Below are 17,477 nucleotides of genomic sequence, written 5' to 3'. Positions count from 1 at the left end.
CGTGCCGTGCGGGGTGGGGGAGCAGTGGACCGGTGAGGCCACCCGAGGGGGTGGAGGTGGCCTCACCGGCATGACCGGGCCAGGGGTCGCCCGGACGTCGGGGGTGGTTCCGGGGGAAGCGGTGGAGCGGGGCTCACGTCTCGGTGAGCAGTCCCAGCGAGCACAGCGAGCCGGCGAAGACCATGACGTCGTAACGGGTTTCCTCGACGTCGGTCTCCCACACGGCGGCCAGCGCGGCACCGGCGCGGTCGACGTCGCCGTTGTGCTGCTTGAGCGCGATCCACATGGTGGCGGCGACGGGCTCGCAGTCGATCCGACGACCGGTGCCGCGGCAGAAGAGTTCGAGGTGGCCGCTGGGGAGCATCCGCTGGGTGACACCGGGAGCGGTCTGGATTGCCATCATCACTACCTCCGAGAGGTGGGGCTGTCTCCCCGATGTACCCAGTGTCGCGAACCCGACCCCGCCGGGACATGAGGCCGACCCCCGAACCCGGGGGTGAGGTTTCCCCACCCCCGGTCAGGCGGCGGCGTCGTGCCACTCGCGCAGGCGGGCGGCGACCGTGGCCAGGACCCGGTCGAGCTGGGCGTTGAGGTAGAAGTGGCCGCCGGGGAGCACGTCCACGACGTGGCCGCCGGTGGTGTGGGCGCCCCACGCCTCCGCCTCGCCGAGGTCGGTGACCGGGTCGTCGTCGCCCACCAGCACGTGGATCGGGCAGTCCAGTTCCCGCCCCGCCCGGTGCCGGTAGGTCTCGACCGCGGTGTAGTCCCCGCGGATGGCGGGCAGCACCATGCGCAGCAGCTCGTCGTCGCCCAGCACGGCGCTGTCGGTGCCGCTGAGCTCCCGGAGCGCGGCGATCAGGCCGTCGTCGTCGCGCTGGTGGACGTACTCGACGCGCTGCGCGGACGGCGCCCGGCACGCGGAGGCGAACAGCCCCAGGAGAGGGGTGCCCCGCGCCTCCAGCCGGCGCGCGACCTCGTAGCCGAGCGTCGCGCCCATGCTGTGGCCGAACAGCGCCACGGGCCGGTCGAACCACGGGCCGAGGTCGTCGGCGACCGCGTCGGCCATGGTGGCCAGGTCGTCGAGGCAGCGCTCACCCCGCCGGTCCTGGCGGCCCGGGTACTGCACGGCGACGACGTCGGCGTCCACCCCGGCCTCGGCGGCCACCCGGGAGAACGGGAAGTAGGCCGTGGCGGACCCGCCGGCGTGCGGCAGGCACACCAACCGCACGGCAGCGGCCTCGGCCGCGTGGAATCGCCGAATCCATCGGCTCGTTCTCTCGTTCACGGCAGTCACAGTTCACGGAGTCTTCGGCCACCTCCCCCTGGTGGGCAACCCCTATCGCGCGGCCGGGCACGCCGGGCGACACCTGCTCAAGTTCACCTCATCGTGTGATTTAGATTGCGGTTGGTTCGGCTTAGGGACGTGCTGCGACCGTCGGTACCGCCAGAAGAAGACCCGCCTCGTTCGAGGAGTGAGCGATGGGCGTGAACTGGGGGCAGCAGAACCACCGGATCGATCCGCGGGAGGCGTCGGACTTCCTGCGGGGTCTGCTGATCGGATGCGAGGGGGGCACGGGGGAGACCGTGCTGGTCGACGGAGCACCGGCCAGCGGGAAGACGCGGTTGCAGGACCAGGTGGTGGCCAGGGCCGGCGAGCTGGGCATCCTCACGCTCACCGCGTCCGGGGCCGCCGACGAGCAGGACGTCGACGGCGGCGTGATCGACCAGCTGCTGGCGTGCCCCGGGGTGCCCCGGGCGCTGGCGGAGCAGTTCGGCGACTGGGACGACGAGCGGATCGCCGGGGTGTGCGGCGCGTTGCACCGGCTGGCGCGCGAACGCCCGGTGCTGGTGGCCGTCGACGACCTCCAACACGTGGACGGGACCTCGGTCCGGCTGCTGCTGCGATTACAGCGGCGGACCCGGTCCGCCGCCGTGCTGCTGGTGCTCAGCGGCTCCGGCTCCGGTGGCGGCCTGCCGTTCGCCGCCCAGCCGCACCGGCACGTGCAGCTGACGCCGCTGTCGGAGCGGGCCATCGCGGAGCTGGTGGGGGAGGGGCCCGACTGGCTGCCCGGGCAGGTCCACGAGCTGAGCGCCGGGAACCCGCTGCTGGCCGACGCGCTGGTCGACGCCCACCGCGCCGGCGCCGACGCCGACGCGGCGTACGCCGAGGCGGTGCGGCAGCTGCTGCACCGCTGCGGCTCGCCGCTGCGCGAGGTGGCGACGGCGATCGCGGTGCTGGACACCGACATGGGCCTGGACGCGCTGGCCGTCGTCGCCGGCGTGGACCCGGGCGACGCCGAGGCGTCCGCCTGCCGGCTGGCCGACTCCGGCCTGGTCGAGGGCGTCCGGTTCCGGCAGCCGGCGGCCGCCGCCGCGATCATCGGCGGCCTGCGCGGCCCGGCCAGGGCGCGACTGCACTCGCGGGCCGCCGACGTCAAGCACTCGCTGGGGCTGGCGTCCCCCGACATCGCCCGTCACCTCGTGGCCGCGGGCGAGGCGGACGTCGACTGGGCGCCGCGGACCCTGCTGGAGGCGGCGGAACAGGTCATGCTCGACGACGACGTCGAGTTCGCCACCCGGTGCCTGGAACTCGCCGCCTCGGCACCGGCCACGGGGTGGGTGCGGCAGCGGATCTCCCAGCTGCTCGCCAAGATCACCTGGCGGGTGAACCCGACCGCCGCGGCGCCGCACCTGAGGACGCGGTGGGCGGCGGGCGACTCGCTGGACCGCTCCGACCGGGTCGCGCTCGCGCGGCAGGCGCTGTGGTTCGGGGACCGGGACACCTTCGAGCGCGCGTTCGCGGCGCTCGTCGACGACGAGCCGCTCGACCCGCGCACGGTGGCCGAGCTGAGCCTCGCCGGCCACTGGCACTACGGCGCGTCGGTGACCCTGCCGGACAGCGACGACCCCTGGCTGCACACGGTGAAAGCGCTCTCCGCCGTGTGGCGCGCGGAGGGGACCGAGCGGGCGTCGGCCGGCGCGGAACGCATCCTGCACAGCTGCCGGTTGTCGGACACCTCGCTCGAAGCGCTCTGCACGGCGATCCTCGCGCTGGCCCACGACGACAAGGCCGATCGCGCCGAGGGCTGGTGCGCCTCGCTCAGCGAGGAGGCCGAGCACCGCGGCGCGGTGACCTGGAAGGCGATGCTCGACGCGATCGCCGCGAGCCTGGTGCTGCGCCGGGGTGACGTCGCGGGAGCCGCCGAGCGGGCGGACCGGGCGCTGGCCCTGCTGGACGGGCCGAACTGGGGCGTCGCGATCAGCCACCCGCTGGCGACGCTGCTGAGCGCGCACACCGAGGCAGGCGCGTTCAAGGCGGCCGCGGCGGTGCTGCGCAGGCCCTTGCCGGACGCGGCGCTGACGACCCTGGGCGGCGTCCGGTACCTGCGGGCGCGCGGCCGGTTCCACCTGGCGACCAACCGGGGACTGGCGGCGGTCAGCGACTTCCAGCAGTGCCAGCGGACCCTGCGCGGGTGGGACCTGGAGGTGCCGGTGCTCGTGCCGTGGCGCACCGACCTCGCGGAGGCGAACCTGCGGCTGGGCAACCCGACCCTCGCCGTGGAGCTGGCCAACCAGCAGCTCGCCTACGCGGCGCCGTCCGACCACGGCTCGCGGGGCGCCGCCCTGCGGGTGCTGGCGCAGGCGGGTGACGCCGCGGAGCGCCAGGGCATGCTGAACCGGGCGGCGGAGGAGTTCCGGGCCTCCGGCGACCGGCTGGAGCTGGCGCGGACGACGCGGATGCTCAACCGGCTGGGCCAGGACGCGCAGCGGGCCAGGGGCCCGGTCGCACCGGTCCGGGTGCGGCGGCAGCTCGCGAGGGTCGCCGTCTCCCGGTCGGTGGGACCGCGCCCCGAGCGGGCCGGCAGCCGGGCGACGGCGGGCGTGCCGGCCCCGGTCACCGTGCCGGTCGCGGTCGGCGCGCCGGCGACGACGCCGGCGGTGCTCAGCGAGGCCGAGCTGCGGGTGGCCGAGCTGGCGGCGGCCGGCCGCACCAACCGGCAGATCTCGGAGACGCTGTACATCACGGTGAGCACGGTGGAGCAGCACCTGACCCGCGTCTACCGCAAGCTCGGCGTGCCCGGCCGTTCGGCCCTGGCCGGCGAGTTCACCGCGGCCGAGGGAGGACGCTGAACGTGCCGGGACGCGGGAAGCGCCCGAGGGGCGTGGGTGTGGCGAGTCGGCCGCACCCACGACCCCCGGGCGCTTCCCGGTCGGGGTCGTGCCGGTCGGGGTCGTACCGGTCAGCGGCGGCGGTCGGCGACCACGGCCTCGATGATGCCGTCGAGGGTGTGCACCGGCGCGAAGCCGATCTGCTCGCGGGCCCTGGAGCAGTCGGGGATGCGGCGCTGCATGTCCTCGTAGCCCTCGCCGTAGGCCTCCTCGTACGGGACCTTCGCGATGGCGCTCGTGGAGCCCGTCGCGGCGATCACCCGCTCCGCGAGCTGCGAGATCGTCGTCTGCTCGTTGCTGCCCAGGTTGAACACCTTGCCGTAGGCCGACTCGTCGGACAGCAGCCGCACCAGCGCCGGCACGACGTCGTGCACGTGGCAGAAGCAGCGCGTCTGCTGCCCGTCGCCGAACACGGTGAGGGGTTCGCCCGCGAGCGCCTGGGTGACGAAGCGCGGGATCACCATGCCGTAGCGGCCGGTCTGGCGCGGACCGACGGTGTTGAACGGCCGCACGATCACCGCGCGCAGTCCGTGCTCCACCGCGTACAGGTGGGCCAGCGTCTCGTCCAGCGCCTTCGCCTCGGCGTAGGACCAGCGGGTCTTCAGCGGCGAGCCGATGATCCGGTCGGAGTCCTCGGTGAGCCCGTCCGCGGTGTTCTTGCCGTAGATCTCGCTGGTGGAGGCCACCAGGATCGGCACGTCGTGCCGGAGCGCGGCCTCCAGCAGGACCTCGGTGCCGTGCAGGTTGGTCCGCAGGCTCTCCAGCGTCTTGTCCAGGATGGTGAACACGCCCACGGCCGCCGCGAGGTGGAACACCGCGTCGACGCCGGCCATGCAGGCCTCGACCGCCTCCGGGTCGGTCACGGAGCCGCGCACGAAGCGGAAGCCGGCGTGCCCGGCCACGCCCGCGAGGTTGTCCAGGGTGCCGGTGCTGAGGTTGTCGAGCGCGACGACCTCGTGGTCCCGCTCCAGCAGGTGCTCGGTCAGGTGGGAGCCGATGAACCCGGCCCCGCCGGTGATCAGGTAGCGCATGTCGGGTTCCTCTCAGAGCGCGAACAGGGCAGGGTCGAAGCGGTAGGTCGCGTCGACCACCACCGGGCACCGGGCAAGCCAGTGGTAGTCGTGCTCCGGTTGCACGGTGTGGATGAGGGCGATGTCCCAGTCGGCGCCGTCCGGTTCGACGACGCTGTCCAGCGAGCCGCCCGTCACGCGCACGTTGGGCGCCAGCGGGTCGTGGTACCCCACCACCGCGCCCTTCGCGGCGAGCAGGTCGATGATGTCCAGGGCCGAGGACGACCGCACGTCGCGCACCCCCGGCTTGTAGGTCACGCCGACCACCAGGACGCGGGTGCCCACCACGCCCTTGCCGTTGCGGGACAGCGTGTCCGCCAGGCGGTCGACGACCTGCTTGGGCCGCTCCGCGATGGCGTGCATGGCCTGGGTCACGAGGGGCGCGTTGCTCCGCGTCGCCCGCAGCTGCCAGAGCAGGTAGTGCGGGTCGCACGGGATGCAGTGGCCGCCGACGCCGGGGCCGGGGTGGAAGGCCATGAAGCCGTACGGCTTGCTGGCCGCCGCCTCGATCACCTCGATCGGGTCGATCGAGAACCCGTCGCTGATCTCCGCGAACTCATTGGCCAGCGCGATGTTCACCGCGCGGAAGGTGTTCTCGTACAGCTTGGTCATCTCGGCCGCCTCCGGCGAGCTGACGCAGTGCACGGCGGGCGTCAGCACGTTGATCACGCGCTGCGCCATCGCGGTGCACGCCGGGGTCACGCCGCCGAGCACGCGCGGCGTCCCGGCCTGGGTGTGCGTGACGTTGCCCGGGTCGATGCGCTCGGGGCTGGACGCCACGAAGATGTCGCGGCCGACCTTGAACCCCTTGGCGGTCAGCGGCGCCACCAGCAGCCGCTGGGACGTGCCGACGTAGCTGGTGGAGGTCAGGATCAGCGTCTGGCCGGGGCGGGCGTTGGCGACCAGGGCCGCGCACGCGGCCTCCAGCGGGCCGAGGTCCGGCATCAGGTACTCGTCGAGGCCGGTCGGCACGCACACGAGCACGGCGTCGGCCTCGGCCATCCGGCTGGAGTCGGTGGTGAGCCGGAAGTCCTGGTGCAGGGTCTTCTCCAGCTGGCGCTGGTCGGAGTCGATGAGGTCGACGTCGCCGGCGCGGATGGCGTCCAACCTGTTCTGGGAGAGGTCTATGCCGATCACCTCGATCCCGCCCGCGTGCAGGCCGAGCGCGGTCGGGAGCCCGACGTAGCCCAGGCCGACGACCGCGACGGACTTCAGCTCGGTCGGCTCGGCCACGGTCTGGTGTTCGACGACAGTACTGGTCATTGCTGGTCACCCGTCTCTGGCAGGCAGTGGGAATCGCGGGAGGGGCGGGGTGCGCGACCCCGCGGGCGTGGTCAGTGGTGGACGAACCGGACGATCTCGAACGCCTCGGCGAGGCCGACGGAGATCTGCGACCCCCGGTACTCGGCCAGGGCCCGGACGCCCCGCTCGCTGCGCGGGTTGGGCCAGGGCTCCAGCTCCTTGCCGTAGGCGCGCAGCGCCTCGACCTTGCGCTCCAGGTGCGTCTCGTCCAGGCACTGCCAGCAGTTGGGGCGGAACGTGATCGGCAGGCCGGACGCCTCGCCGACGTCGGTGGCCGAGCGCACCTCGAACGTGCGCAGCTCCCGCACGCTGCCCTTGCCGGGACGACCGGCCACCCGGGCCGCGCGGCTGACCAGGGCGTGGTCGGTGCTCAGGTCGCTCATGCCGGTGGTGAAGATCGTGTCCGGCTCGAAGTCGCGCACCTCGCGCTCCACGACCCGGTTCAGCTCGAGGTGGCCGACCGTGTCGAGCCGGTTGTCGCCGAACTCGTGGATGCGCAGCCGTTCGATCCCGAGCGTCTTCGCCGCGAGTTCGATCGCCGCCGTACGGTTGATGACGCCGCTCCCGGTCTCCGAGCGCGAGCCGTCGTCGTTGGTCAGGACGCAGAGGGACACGGTCACGCCCTCTTCGGCGAGCCGGGCGATCGTGCCGCCCGCGCCGAGGGTCTCGTCGTCCCCGTGGGCTCCCACGACCAGGAGCCTTCGCATCTGCCTGTGCATACCGATCCCCAGCCTTAGTCCGATGGGCGAGCCCCGACGGCCTGCCGGGTCGATCCGGGCAGGTCCCGTTCCGAACCGGCCACTGCCGGGGGAACTGGTGGGCGCGGTGCGGTGGAGAGGTGAAGAAGTCCTTCGAAGCTGGGGAAAACCTGTCATCCGCCGAGGGCGGCCGACAACCCCTAAAGCGGCTCTAAAGCAGACCTTCGGCGAATCTGAACCCCTTGTCCCGGAGGACCGACCGGCACCCCTCCGGCGAAGTCCCGAGTGGACCGCGTGGCACCGCGGCGCCGCGCCGCCGCGCGTCCGGGCCGTCCCCGACTAGGGGCCGCACCGCCCCTGTGCCGCCCGGCTTAGGGGTGGGTGCGCCCACCCCGCGCTCGTATCGTCACACCCGACCGCTGTGGGGGTTCGCGCGAATTCCCCTTTCCAGCACAGGCGATGTGGAAGGAAAGAGGACACGTGGCCAACTCCGAGGACAAACTCGTCGGCGCGCTCCGGGCGTCCCTGAAGGAGACCGAACGGCTGCGTGACAAGAACCGCCGGTTGACCGAGGCCGCCCGGGAACCGATCGCGATCATCGGCATGGCCTGCCGGTTCCCGGGAGGCGCGGACACGCCGGAGGACCTCTGGCGGCTGCTCGACGGCGGCGTCGACGCCATCGGGGAGTTCCCGACCAACCGAGGCTGGGACCTCGACCGGCTCTACGACCCGACCGGCGAGCGACCGGGGTCGAGCTACGTGCGGGAAGGCGGTTTCCTCCACGACGCCCTCGACTTCGACGCCGACCTGTTCGGCATCAGCCCGCGCGAGGCCCTGCTGATGGACCCGCAGCAGCGGCTGCTGCTGGAGACCTCGTGGGAGGCCTTCGAACGCGCGGGCATCGCGCCGCACTCGGTGAAGGGCACGCCGACCGGGGTGTTCGCCGGCACGATGTACCACAACTACCAGGGCAGCTACGGCTCGTCCGGGGTCATCTCCGGCCGGCTCGCCTACACGTTCGGCCTCGAAGGGCCCGCGGTCACCATCGACACCGCGTGCTCGTCCTCCCTCGTCGCGCTGCACATGGCGGTGCAGGCGCTGCGCGCCGGGGAGTGCTCGCTCGCGCTCGCCGGCGGGGTCACGGTGATGTCGACGCCGCGCACGTTCGTGGAGTTCAGCCTCGACGGCACGCTCGCCCGCAGCGCCCGCTGCCGCACGTTCGCCGACGCGGCCGACGGCACCGGCTGGTCCGAGGGCTGCGGCATGCTGCTCGTCGAACGGCTGTCCGACGCCCGCCGCAACGGCCACCCGGTGCTCGCGGTCGTCCGCGGCACCGCGATCAACCAGGACGGCGCGTCCAACGGCATGACCGCGCCCAACGGCCCCGCGCAGCAGCGCGTGATCCGCCAGGCGCTCGCCAACGCGCGCGTGCCCGCCGAAGAGGTCGACGTCGTGGAGGCCCACGGCACCGCGACCAGGATCGGCGACCCGATCGAGGCGCAGGCGGTGCTCGCGACCTACGGCCGCAGCCGGGCCGGGAACGGCCCCCTGTGGCTGGGGTCCGTCAAGTCGAACATCGGCCACACCCAGGCCGCCTCCGGCGTCGCCGGGGTGCTGAAGGTCGTGCTGGCGCTGAACAACGGCGTGCTGCCGAAGACGCTGCACGTCGACAAGCCCACCGAGCGGGTCGACTGGACCGCCGGCGAGGTCGAGCTGCTGACCGAGCGGCGCGAGTGGCCCCGCAACGGGCACCCGCGCCGCGGCGCCGTCTCCTGCTTCGGCCTGAGCGGCACCAACGCGCACGTCATCATCGAAGAGGCCCCGGAACCGGACGAGGCGGCCGACCGGCCGGGCGACGACGCCGCGATCCCGTTCGTGCTGTCCGGTCGGACGCCGCAGGCGCTGCGGGCGCAGGCCGCCCGGCTGGTCGCGCACCTGGAGGCGGACCCCGCGCTGCCGCCGCTCGACGTCGCGCGCACGCTGGCCGCCGCCCGCACGCACCTGGACCACCGCGCCGCCGTCGTCGGCCGCGACCGCGCCGGGCTGCTGGCCGCCCTGGGCGGCGTCGCGGACGGCGGACCGGGCGCGATCACGGGGGTCGCCCGGGGCGGGGTGACCACCGCGTTCCTGTTCTCCGGCCAGGGCGCGCAACGGCCCGGCATGGGGCGCGGGCTCGCGGCGGCGTACCCGGTGTTCGCCGACGCGTACGCCGCGGCCTGCGCGGCGCTCGACGAGCACCTGGACCGGCCGATCCGCGAGGTGGTCGACACCGACCCCGAAGCCCTGGGACGCACCGGGAACGCCCAGGCGGCGCTGTTCGCGTTCGAGGTCGCGCTGTTCCGCCTCGTCGAGTCGTGCGGCCTGGTGCCCGACGCGCTCTGCGGGCACTCCGTCGGCGAGCTGGCCGCCGCGCACTGCGCCGGGGTGTTCTCGCTCGCCGACGCGGCCCGGCTCGTCGCCGCCCGCGGCCGGCTCATGCAGGCGCTGCCCGAGGGCGGCGCGATGGTCGCCGTCGAGGGCACGCCCGAGGAGGTCTCCGCGCACGACCCCGACGGCACGGTCGACATCGGCGCGGTCAACGGGCCGCGCTCCGTCGTGCTCTCCGGCGACGAGGCCGCCGTGCTCGCGGTGGCCGCGAAGTTCGCCGGGGCCGGTCGGCGCACCACCCGGCTGCGCGTCTCGCACGCCTTCCACTCGCGCCTGGTGGAACCCGTGCTCGACGAGTTCCGGGCGGTCGCGCGGAGCGTGGCGTACGCGCCACCGTCGCTGACCGTCGTGTCGGCCGTCACCGGGGGCGAGGTCTTCACCGAGCTGACCGACCCCGAGCACTGGGTCCGCAACGTCCGGCGGACGGTGCGCTTCGCGGACGCCGTGCGGGCGCTCACCGCCGAGGGCGTCGACCGCTTCCTGGAACTGGGCCCGGACGCGCCGCTCACGGCGGTGGTCCCGGCCTCGGCCGCCGACACCGCCGTCGCCGTGCCCGCGCAGCGCCGGGACGTGCCGGAGGACGTCGCGTTCGCCACCGCGCTCGCGACCCTGCACGTGCGCGGGGTCGTGGTGGACTGGGGCGCGCACTTCGCCTCCCGGGGCGCCCGCCCGGCCGCCCTGCCGACCTACGGCTTCCAGCGCAGGCGGTACTGGCTGGAGGTCGGGTCGGACGCCGGTGACGCGACGTCGATGGGGCTCGACGCGATCGACCACCCGCTGCTCGGAGCGGCGACGCTGCTCGCCGACGCGGACGGGGTGGTGCTCTCCGGGCGGGTCTCGGCGACCACGCACCCCTGGTTGAACGACCACGTGGTCGGCGGCTCGATCATGCTGCCCGGCACCGCGTTCGTCGAGCTGGCCGTGCGGGCCGGCGACGAGGTGGGCTGCGGCCGGGTCCGGGACCTCACGCTGCACGCCCCGCTGGTCCTGCCCGCGCGGGGCGCGGCCCGCATCCAGGTCCGGGTCGGCCCGCCCGCCGCCGACGGCTCCCGCCCGATCGGCGTCCACTCGCGACCGGACGACCTCGCCGCCGCCGCGGGCTGGACCAGGCACGCCGACGGCACCCTGGCCCCCGCCTCGGCGGGCACGCCGTTCGACCTGGCCGAGTGGCCGCCCGCCGGCGCCGAGACCGTCGACGTCGATGGCATGTACGACCTGCTCGCCGAGCACGGCACGGCCTACGGCCCGGTGTTCCGGGGCCTGCGCGCCGCCTGGCGCGCCGGGGACGACGTCTACGCCGAGGTCGCGCTGCCCGAGCAGGACCGGCTCGCCGCCGAGGCATTCGGGCTGCACCCCGCCGTCTTCGACGCGGCGCTGCACGCCATCGGGTTGAGCGGGACCGGGGACGAGGGCACCGCGCTGCCGTACTCGTGGTCCGACGTCGAACTGCTGGCCACCGGCGCGGCGACGGCCCGGGTGCACGTCCGGCCGATCGGCGGGCGCACCGTCGAGCTGCGGCTGGCCGACTCGACCGGCACGCCGATCGCCCGGGTCGGCGCCCTGGCGCTGCGCCGGATCAGCGAGGAGCAGCTCGCCGCCGCCCGCGCGGTGCCCGGCGGCCACGACTCGCTGCTGCGGGTCGACTGGGTCCCCGTCACGCTGCCGGACCCGGCCGGTGACCCGCGGGTCGTCGTGCACGAGGTCGAGCCGGGGACCGACGCCGCCACCGCCAAGGCGGCCGTCCACCGCGCGCTGGCCGTCGTGCAGGACTGGCTGGCCGACCCCGGCTCCTCGTCGGGCCGGCTCGTCGTGCTGACCCGCGGCGACCTGGCCGGCGCCGCCGTCGGCGGGCTCGTCCGCTCGGCCCAGGTGGAGAACCCGGGCCGGATCGTGCTGGTCGAGGGCGACGCGACCCCGCGGCAGCTCGCCGCGGTCTCCGCCGCGAACGAGTCGTCCGTCCGGATCTCCGGTGACGCGGTGTCCGCTCCCAGGCTGGCCCGCGCCGTGCCCGGTGCCGCCGCCGAGCCCGTCGACTGGCGGGCCGGCACCGTCCTGGTGTCCGGCGGCACCGGCGCGCTGGGCCGGCTCGTCGCCGCGCACCTGGTGCGGCGGCACGGCGTGCGCCGGCTCCTGCTCGTCAGCCGCCGCGGCGCGAAGGCCCCCGGCGCGGCCGAGCTGGTCGCCGGGCTGACCGACCTGGGCGCCGAGGTGAAGGTGGTCGCCACCGACCTCGCGGACCGGGCGAAGGCCCGGCGGCTGCTGGCCAGGCACCCGGTGACGGCGGTCGTCCACGCGGCGGGCGTGCTCGACGACGGCATCCTGCCGTCGCTCACGCCCGAGCGGGTCGACCGCGTCTTCGACCCGAAGGCGCTGGCCGCCTGGCACCTGCACCAGCTCGCCGGCGACCTCACGGCGTTCGTCACGTTCTCGTCGGCCGCCGGGGTGTTCGGCGCGCCCGGACAGGGCAACTACGCCGCCGCCAACGCCTTCCTCGACGCGCTCGCCGCGCACCGGCGGGCCGAGGGCAAGCCCGCGCACTCGCTCGCCTGGGGCATGTGGGAGTCGGCGGACGGCATGGCCGGGGAGACCCACGGCAAGCGCGGTCTCGGCGCGTTCACCGCGGAGGAGGGCCTGGCGCTGTTCGACGCCGCCCTCGGCGCGGACGACGCGCTGTCCGTGCCGGTCAAGCTCGACCTCGCCGCGTGGCGTGCCGCCGGCGCGGTCCCCGACGTGCTGCGCGCCCTCGTGCCGACCGCCCGGCGGGCGGTGTCCGACCGCGAGGCGGAGGGCGACACGCTGCTGGGCAAGCTGGTCCGGCTGCCCGCCGACCGGCGCCTGGACCACCTGCGCGAGCTGGTGGTCCGGCACGCCGCCGCGGTGCTCGGGCACGGCCCGAACGACGTGTTCGACGCCGAACGCGCCTTCAAGGACCTGGGTTTCGACTCGCTCACGGCCGTGGAGCTGCGCAACACCCTGCGGGAGGCCACCGGCCTGAACCTGACCGCGACGCTGGTCTTCGACCACCCGACCGCGGCCGACCTCGCCGCGCACCTGCACGAGTCGCTGTTCGGCGACCTCGGCGACGACGCGCACGCGGAGGAGGCCGCCGGGCCCGCGAGCGCCGACGAGCCGATCGCGATCGTCGGCATGGCCTGCCGCTTCCCCGGCGGTGTCGAGTCGCCCGACGACCTGTGGCGGCTGGTCGCCGCGGGCGCCGACGGCATCGGCGACTTCCCCGCCGACCGCGCGTGGGACATGGCGCACTGGCTCGACCAGGTCGCGCCGGACGGCGGCACGCCGCAGGGCGGCTTCGTCCACGACGCCACCGACTTCGACGCCGCGTTCTTCGGCATCGGCCCGAACGAGGCCGTGATGATGGACCCGCAGCAGCGGATGCTGCTGGAGGCGTCCTGGACGGCGCTGGAGGACGCCGGGCTGGACCCGTCGTCCCTGCGGGGCAGCACCACGGGCGTGTTCGTCGGCGTGATGCAGACGGACTACGACCCCGGCGACGCCCTGGAGCGGGGCGGCGGCATCTACCGCGGCTCCGGCGCGCTGAGCAGCGTCGTCTCCGGTCGCGTCGCCTACGCCTTCGGGCTGGAGGGTCCCGCGGTGTCGGTGGACACGGCGTGCTCGTCGTCGCTCGTCGCCCTGCACCAGGCGGTGCAGGCGCTGCGGGCCGGCGATTGCGCGCTGGCCCTGGCCGCGGGCGTGTCCGCGCTCGTCTCGCCCGCCCCGTTCGCGCAGTTCGTGGACGGCGCCGTGGCCCGTGACGGCCGCTGCAAGCCGTACTCCGCCGCGGCCGACGGGTTCGGCTGGGGCGAGGGCGTCGGCGTGCTGGTCGTCGAGCGCCTCTCCGACGCCCGCCGCCACGGCCACGACGTGCTCGCGGTCGTGAGGTCCAGCGCGGTCAACGCCGACGGCGCGTCCAACGGCCTGACCGCGCCGAGCGGACCGGCCCAGGAGCGGCTCATCCAGCGGGCGCTCGCCGCCGCCGGGCTCGACCCGGAGGAGGTGGACGCCGTGGAGGGCCACGGCGCCAGCACCCCGCTCGGCGACCGCATCGAGACCTCGGCGCTGATGGCCGCCTACGGCCGGGGCCGGTCCGCGGACCGGCCCCTGTGGCTGGGCTCGGTGAAGTCCAACATCGGCCACACCCAGGCCGCCGCGGGCGTCGCCGGCGTGATCAAGACCGTGCAGGCGCTGCGGCACGGCGTGCTGCCGCCGACGCTGCACGCCGACGAGCCCACCGCCGACGTCGACTGGGCCGCCGGCACCGTGCGGCTGCTCGACGGGACGCGGCCGTGGCCGGAGACCGGTCGACCGCGCCGCGCGGCCGTCTCGGCGTTCGGCTACAGCGGGACCAACGCGCACGTGATCCTCGAACAGGCGCCCGCGGTCGAGGCCGCCGAGCCGCCCGCGCCGGCCGGGGACCGCGGCGGCGTGCTGCCGCCCCTCGTGCTGTCGGCCCGGACCGCCGCGGCGCTGCCCGACCAGGCGCGGGCCCTGCTCGCCCACTGGGACGCCGACCCGGCACTCGCCCCGCTGGACGTCGCCCACTCGCTGGCCGCCCGCCGCCCGCTGTTCGGCTACCGGGCCGCCGTCGTCGGGACCGACCCCGACGAGGTGCGGACCGCGCTGTCCGCGCTGGCCGAGCCGACTCCGGTCCCCGCCGGGAACGTCGTGACGGGCCGGGCGAGGTCCGGCGGCGCCACGGCGTTCCTGCTGCCCGGCCAGGGCGTCCAGCGGCCCGGCATGGGCGCCGCGCTGCACGCGGCGTTCCCGGCTTTCGCGGCCGAGTTCGACCGGGTCGCCGACAGGTTCGACCCCCACCTCGGCCGGTCGCTGCGCGAGGTGATGTTCGCCGACGCCGGTTCGGCCGCCGGGCAGCTGCTCGACCGCACGCAGTTCGGCCAGGCCGCCGTGTTCACCTTCGAGGTGGCGCTGTGCCGCCTGCTCGAATCGTGGGGCCAGCGGCCCGACGTGCTGGTCGGGCACTCCGTCGGCGAGATCGCGGCGGCGCACCTGGCCGGGGTGCTGTCCCTGGACGACGCGGTCAAGCTCGTCGCCCACCGCGGCGAGCTGATGGCGGAGGCGCCGGCCGGCGCGGTCGTCGCGGTCGAGGCCGACGCCGACGAGGTGCGGCCGCTGCTCGGCGCGGACGTCGCGCTGGCCGCGGTGAACGGCCCGAGGGCCGTGGTGGTGTCCGGGGCGGAAGGGGCGGTCGCGGGGGTCGTCGCGCACTTCACCGCGCTGGGCCGGCGCACGCGCCGCCTGCCGATCGGCTGCGCCGTCCACTCGCCGCTGCTCGACGACGTGCTCGCCGAGCTGGAGGAGATCGCCGAGGAGCTGACCTACGACGAGCCGCGCATCGCGGTGGTGTCCACCGTGACCGGGACCCCGGTCGCCGACGAGCTGCGCACGGCGCGGCACTGGGTCGCGAACTGCCGCGACACCGTCCTGTTCGCCGACGCCGTGCGGGCGAGCGGGGCGACCCGCTTCGTGGAGCTGGGCACGGACGGGGTGCTCACGGCGCTCGCGCAGGCGGCCCTGCCCGACGACGTCGACGCCCTGTTCGTCCCGGTGCTGCGCGGCGACGCCGACGAGGTCCGCGACGTGCTGACGAGCGCGGCGCGGCTGCACGTGACGGGCGCCGGGCTGGACGTGCGCCGCATGTTCACCGGGCGCGCGCCCGGCACCGTGCCGCTGCCCGGCTACGCGTTCCACCGCGAGCGCTACTGGCCGGCGGTCGACATGGAGGCGCGCCGGGCGACCGGCGACCTCTCGTCGAGCGGGCTGAGCGCGGGCGACCACCCGCTCGTCGGCGCCGTGCTGCCCGTCGCGGACTCGTCGACCGTCGTGCTGGCGGGCGCGGTCTCGACGACCACGCACCCGTGGCTGGCCGACCACCTGGCCGGTGGGACGGCGGTGTTCCCCACCGCCGGGTTCGTGGAACTGGCGGTGCGGGCCGGTGACGAGGTCGGCTGCGCCACGCTGGTGCGGCTGGACGCCGACGTGCCCCTGGTGCTCGGCGCGGACGAGGTGCGGCTCCAGGTGGTCGTCGGCGAGCCCGGTCCGGCGGGCAGGCCGGTGGCGGTCCACTCGTACGGGCGCCACGGCTGGGTCCGGCACGCGGAAGGCCTGCTGTCCACCGACGCGGGCGACGCCGCCGAGCCGGAAGCGCTGACGCAGTGGCCGCCGGTGGGCGCGGTGCCCGCGGACGTCACGCGGCTCTACGACCTGCTCGACGACGCCGGGCTGCACCACGGCCCCGCGTTCCGGCGGCTGCGGGCCGCCTGGGTCGCGGACGGGTCGGTGTTCGCCGAGGTGGCGCTCGACCCGGGGGCGGACGCGGACCGGTTCGGCCTGCACCCGGCGGCCCTCGACGCGGCGCTGCACGCCGCCGCGCTGGTCCGCGGCGCCACCGCCGGCGCGGTCCCGGCCGCGTGGACGGGCTTCCGGCTCCTCGCCGTCGGCGCGGCGCGGCTGCGCGTGCGGATCACCCCGGTGGGCGGGGACGCGGTGTCGGTCCTGCTGGCCGACCACACCGGCGCGCCGGTGGCGGAGGCCGCGTCCGTGGTGCTGCGCGGGGTGTCGCTCCCCGAGGTCGTCGCGGCCCCTGCCGGGACGGCGACGGCGGTGGTGGTGCGGCGTCGCGTGGCCGCCGAAGGCGCGGTCCCGGAGCCGGCCCCGTTCGACCGCACCGGACCGGGGGTGCGGCGGTTCGTGCTCGACCAGGCCGCGGCGCTGCTCGGTTACGGTGACGCCGGCGCGATCGACCCGGACGCGCACTTCCTGGAGTCCGGCTTCGACTCGCTCACCGCGGTCGAGCTGCGCAACCGGATCGCGGCCGCGGCCGGCGTGGCGCTGCCGGCGTCCGTGGTGTTCGACTGCGCGACCCCCACCGGGCTGGCGACGCGGCTGCTGGAGGTGCTCGCCGGCGACGACGGCCCGGGGGACGACCCGGTCAAGGCGTCGTTCGTCGAGGCGGTCCGGGACGGCCGGGTCGAGGAGGGCCTCGCGCTGCTGGGCGCGGCGGCGGACCTGCGCCCGAAGTTCGACGGGCTCGCGGACTTCGGCGGGTCGCCGCGCCCGCTGACCCTGGCGGACGGGCCGCGCGGTCCCCGGCTGCTGGCGGTGCCGCCGCCCGCCGGGATGAGCGGGGCCTACCAGTACGCGAGGCTCGCGGCGGAGTTCCGCGGCACGCGGGCGCTCGCGGCGCTGCCGGTGCCCGGTTTCGGCGCCGGCGAGCCGGTGCCCGCCGGGATCGACGCGGTGCTGGAGGTGCTGGAGGCGAGCGTCCGGCTGGGCGCGGGTGACGAGCCGTACGCGCTGTTCGGCTACTCCTCCGGCGGCGTGCTGGCGTACGCGCTGGCCGCCAGGATGGAGAAGGCGGGCCTCCCACCGGCGGCGGTCGTGCTGCTGGACAGCTACGAGATGGACGCCGGCGGCGACGCGACCGCCGACACGGCGGCCGACATGGCGGCGGGCATGCTGGAGCGCGAGGAGGAGTACGGCCCGTTCGACCGGGACAAGCTGACCGCGATGGCGCACTACCTCGGCCTGCTGGAGTCCGCGGACCTGGTCGACGTGGGGGTGCCCACGGTCCTCGTCCGACCCGACCGCCGGTTCACCACCGGCGGTGACGCGCCGGCCCCGGCGGACGACTCCTCGTGGCGCACGACGTGGTACCGCGCCGACGCGGTCGTCACCGTGCCGGGCGACCACTTCAGCGTCGTCGCCGCCGACGCCGGGACCACCGCCGCCGCCGTCGGCGCCTGGCTGGACGACCTCGGCTGAGCCCGTCGCA

At 75.5% G+C, this 17,477-nt stretch carries 6 protein-coding genes and 1 pseudogene; 2 read left to right on the top strand and 5 right to left on the bottom strand.

Annotated elements, in window-relative coordinates:
* Positions 1–133 precede the first annotated feature (133 nt).
* Both CKY47_RS06115 and CKY47_RS06110 read right to left on the bottom strand, forming a co-directional pair.
* Positions 134–400 carry a hypothetical protein gene (locus CKY47_RS06115; protein ID WP_306744660.1) on the bottom strand — a complete coding sequence of 89 codons (267 nt, stop codon included), beginning with the start codon at positions 398–400 and terminating at the stop codon, positions 134–136.
* Between the two features lie 117 nt (positions 401–517).
* On the bottom strand, positions 518–1,285 hold the full coding sequence (locus tag CKY47_RS06110) for a thioesterase II family protein (protein ID WP_306744659.1): 768 nt from the start codon (positions 1,283–1,285) through the stop codon (positions 518–520).
* A 194-nt stretch (positions 1,286–1,479) separates the two neighbouring features.
* Between CKY47_RS06110 and CKY47_RS06105 the strand changes: the two genes are divergently transcribed.
* Positions 1,480–4,131: a LuxR family transcriptional regulator gene (locus CKY47_RS06105; RefSeq protein ID WP_306744658.1), complete on the top strand. Its 2,652-nt coding sequence runs from the start codon at positions 1,480–1,482 to the stop codon at positions 4,129–4,131.
* Between the two features lie 110 nt (positions 4,132–4,241).
* Here CKY47_RS06105 and CKY47_RS06100 read toward each other — a convergent pair whose 3' ends face one another.
* The 3 genes from CKY47_RS06100 to CKY47_RS06090 form a co-directional block, all read right to left on the bottom strand.
* Positions 4,242–5,201, bottom strand: a complete 960-nt coding sequence (locus tag CKY47_RS06100; protein WP_306744657.1) for an NAD-dependent epimerase/dehydratase family protein — start codon at positions 5,199–5,201, stop codon at positions 4,242–4,244.
* A gap of 12 nt (positions 5,202–5,213) precedes the next feature.
* Complete coding sequence (locus CKY47_RS06095; protein WP_306744656.1) at positions 5,214–6,503, bottom strand: nucleotide sugar dehydrogenase; 1,290 nt, start codon at positions 6,501–6,503, stop codon at positions 5,214–5,216.
* 71 nt (positions 6,504–6,574) lie between these two features.
* Positions 6,575–7,249, bottom strand: a complete 675-nt coding sequence (locus CKY47_RS06090) for a PIG-L deacetylase family protein (protein ID WP_306744655.1) — start codon at positions 7,247–7,249, stop codon at positions 6,575–6,577.
* A gap of 471 nt (positions 7,250–7,720) precedes the next feature.
* Between CKY47_RS06090 and CKY47_RS06085 the strand changes: the two are divergent.
* Positions 7,721–17,467 (top strand): annotated as a pseudogene (locus tag CKY47_RS06085) (SDR family NAD(P)-dependent oxidoreductase); the annotation flags it as partial.
* Positions 17,468–17,477: the final 10 nt, after the last annotated feature.

The organism is Saccharothrix longispora, assembly GCF_030852425.1.
GTDB lineage: Bacteria > Actinomycetota > Actinomycetes > Mycobacteriales > Pseudonocardiaceae > Actinosynnema > Actinosynnema longispora.
Note: the sequence above shows the minus strand (reverse complement) of the source record. Positions and strands in the feature narration are given on the sequence as shown.

Coding starts and splice junctions, on each gene's coding strand:
- CKY47_RS06115 (WP_306744660.1), bottom strand. CDS start 400: ATGGCAATCCAGACCGCTCCCGGTGTCACCCAGCGGATGCTCCCCAGC.
- CKY47_RS06105 (WP_306744658.1), top strand. CDS start 1,480: ATGGGCGTGAACTGGGGGCAGCAGAACCACCGGATCGATCCGCGGGAG.
- CKY47_RS06100 (WP_306744657.1), bottom strand. CDS start 5,201: ATGCGCTACCTGATCACCGGCGGGGCCGGGTTCATCGGCTCCCACCTG.
- CKY47_RS06095 (WP_306744656.1), bottom strand. CDS start 6,503: ATGACCAGTACTGTCGTCGAACACCAGACCGTGGCCGAGCCGACCGAG.
- CKY47_RS06090 (WP_306744655.1), bottom strand. CDS start 7,249: ATGCGAAGGCTCCTGGTCGTGGGAGCCCACGGGGACGACGAGACCCTC.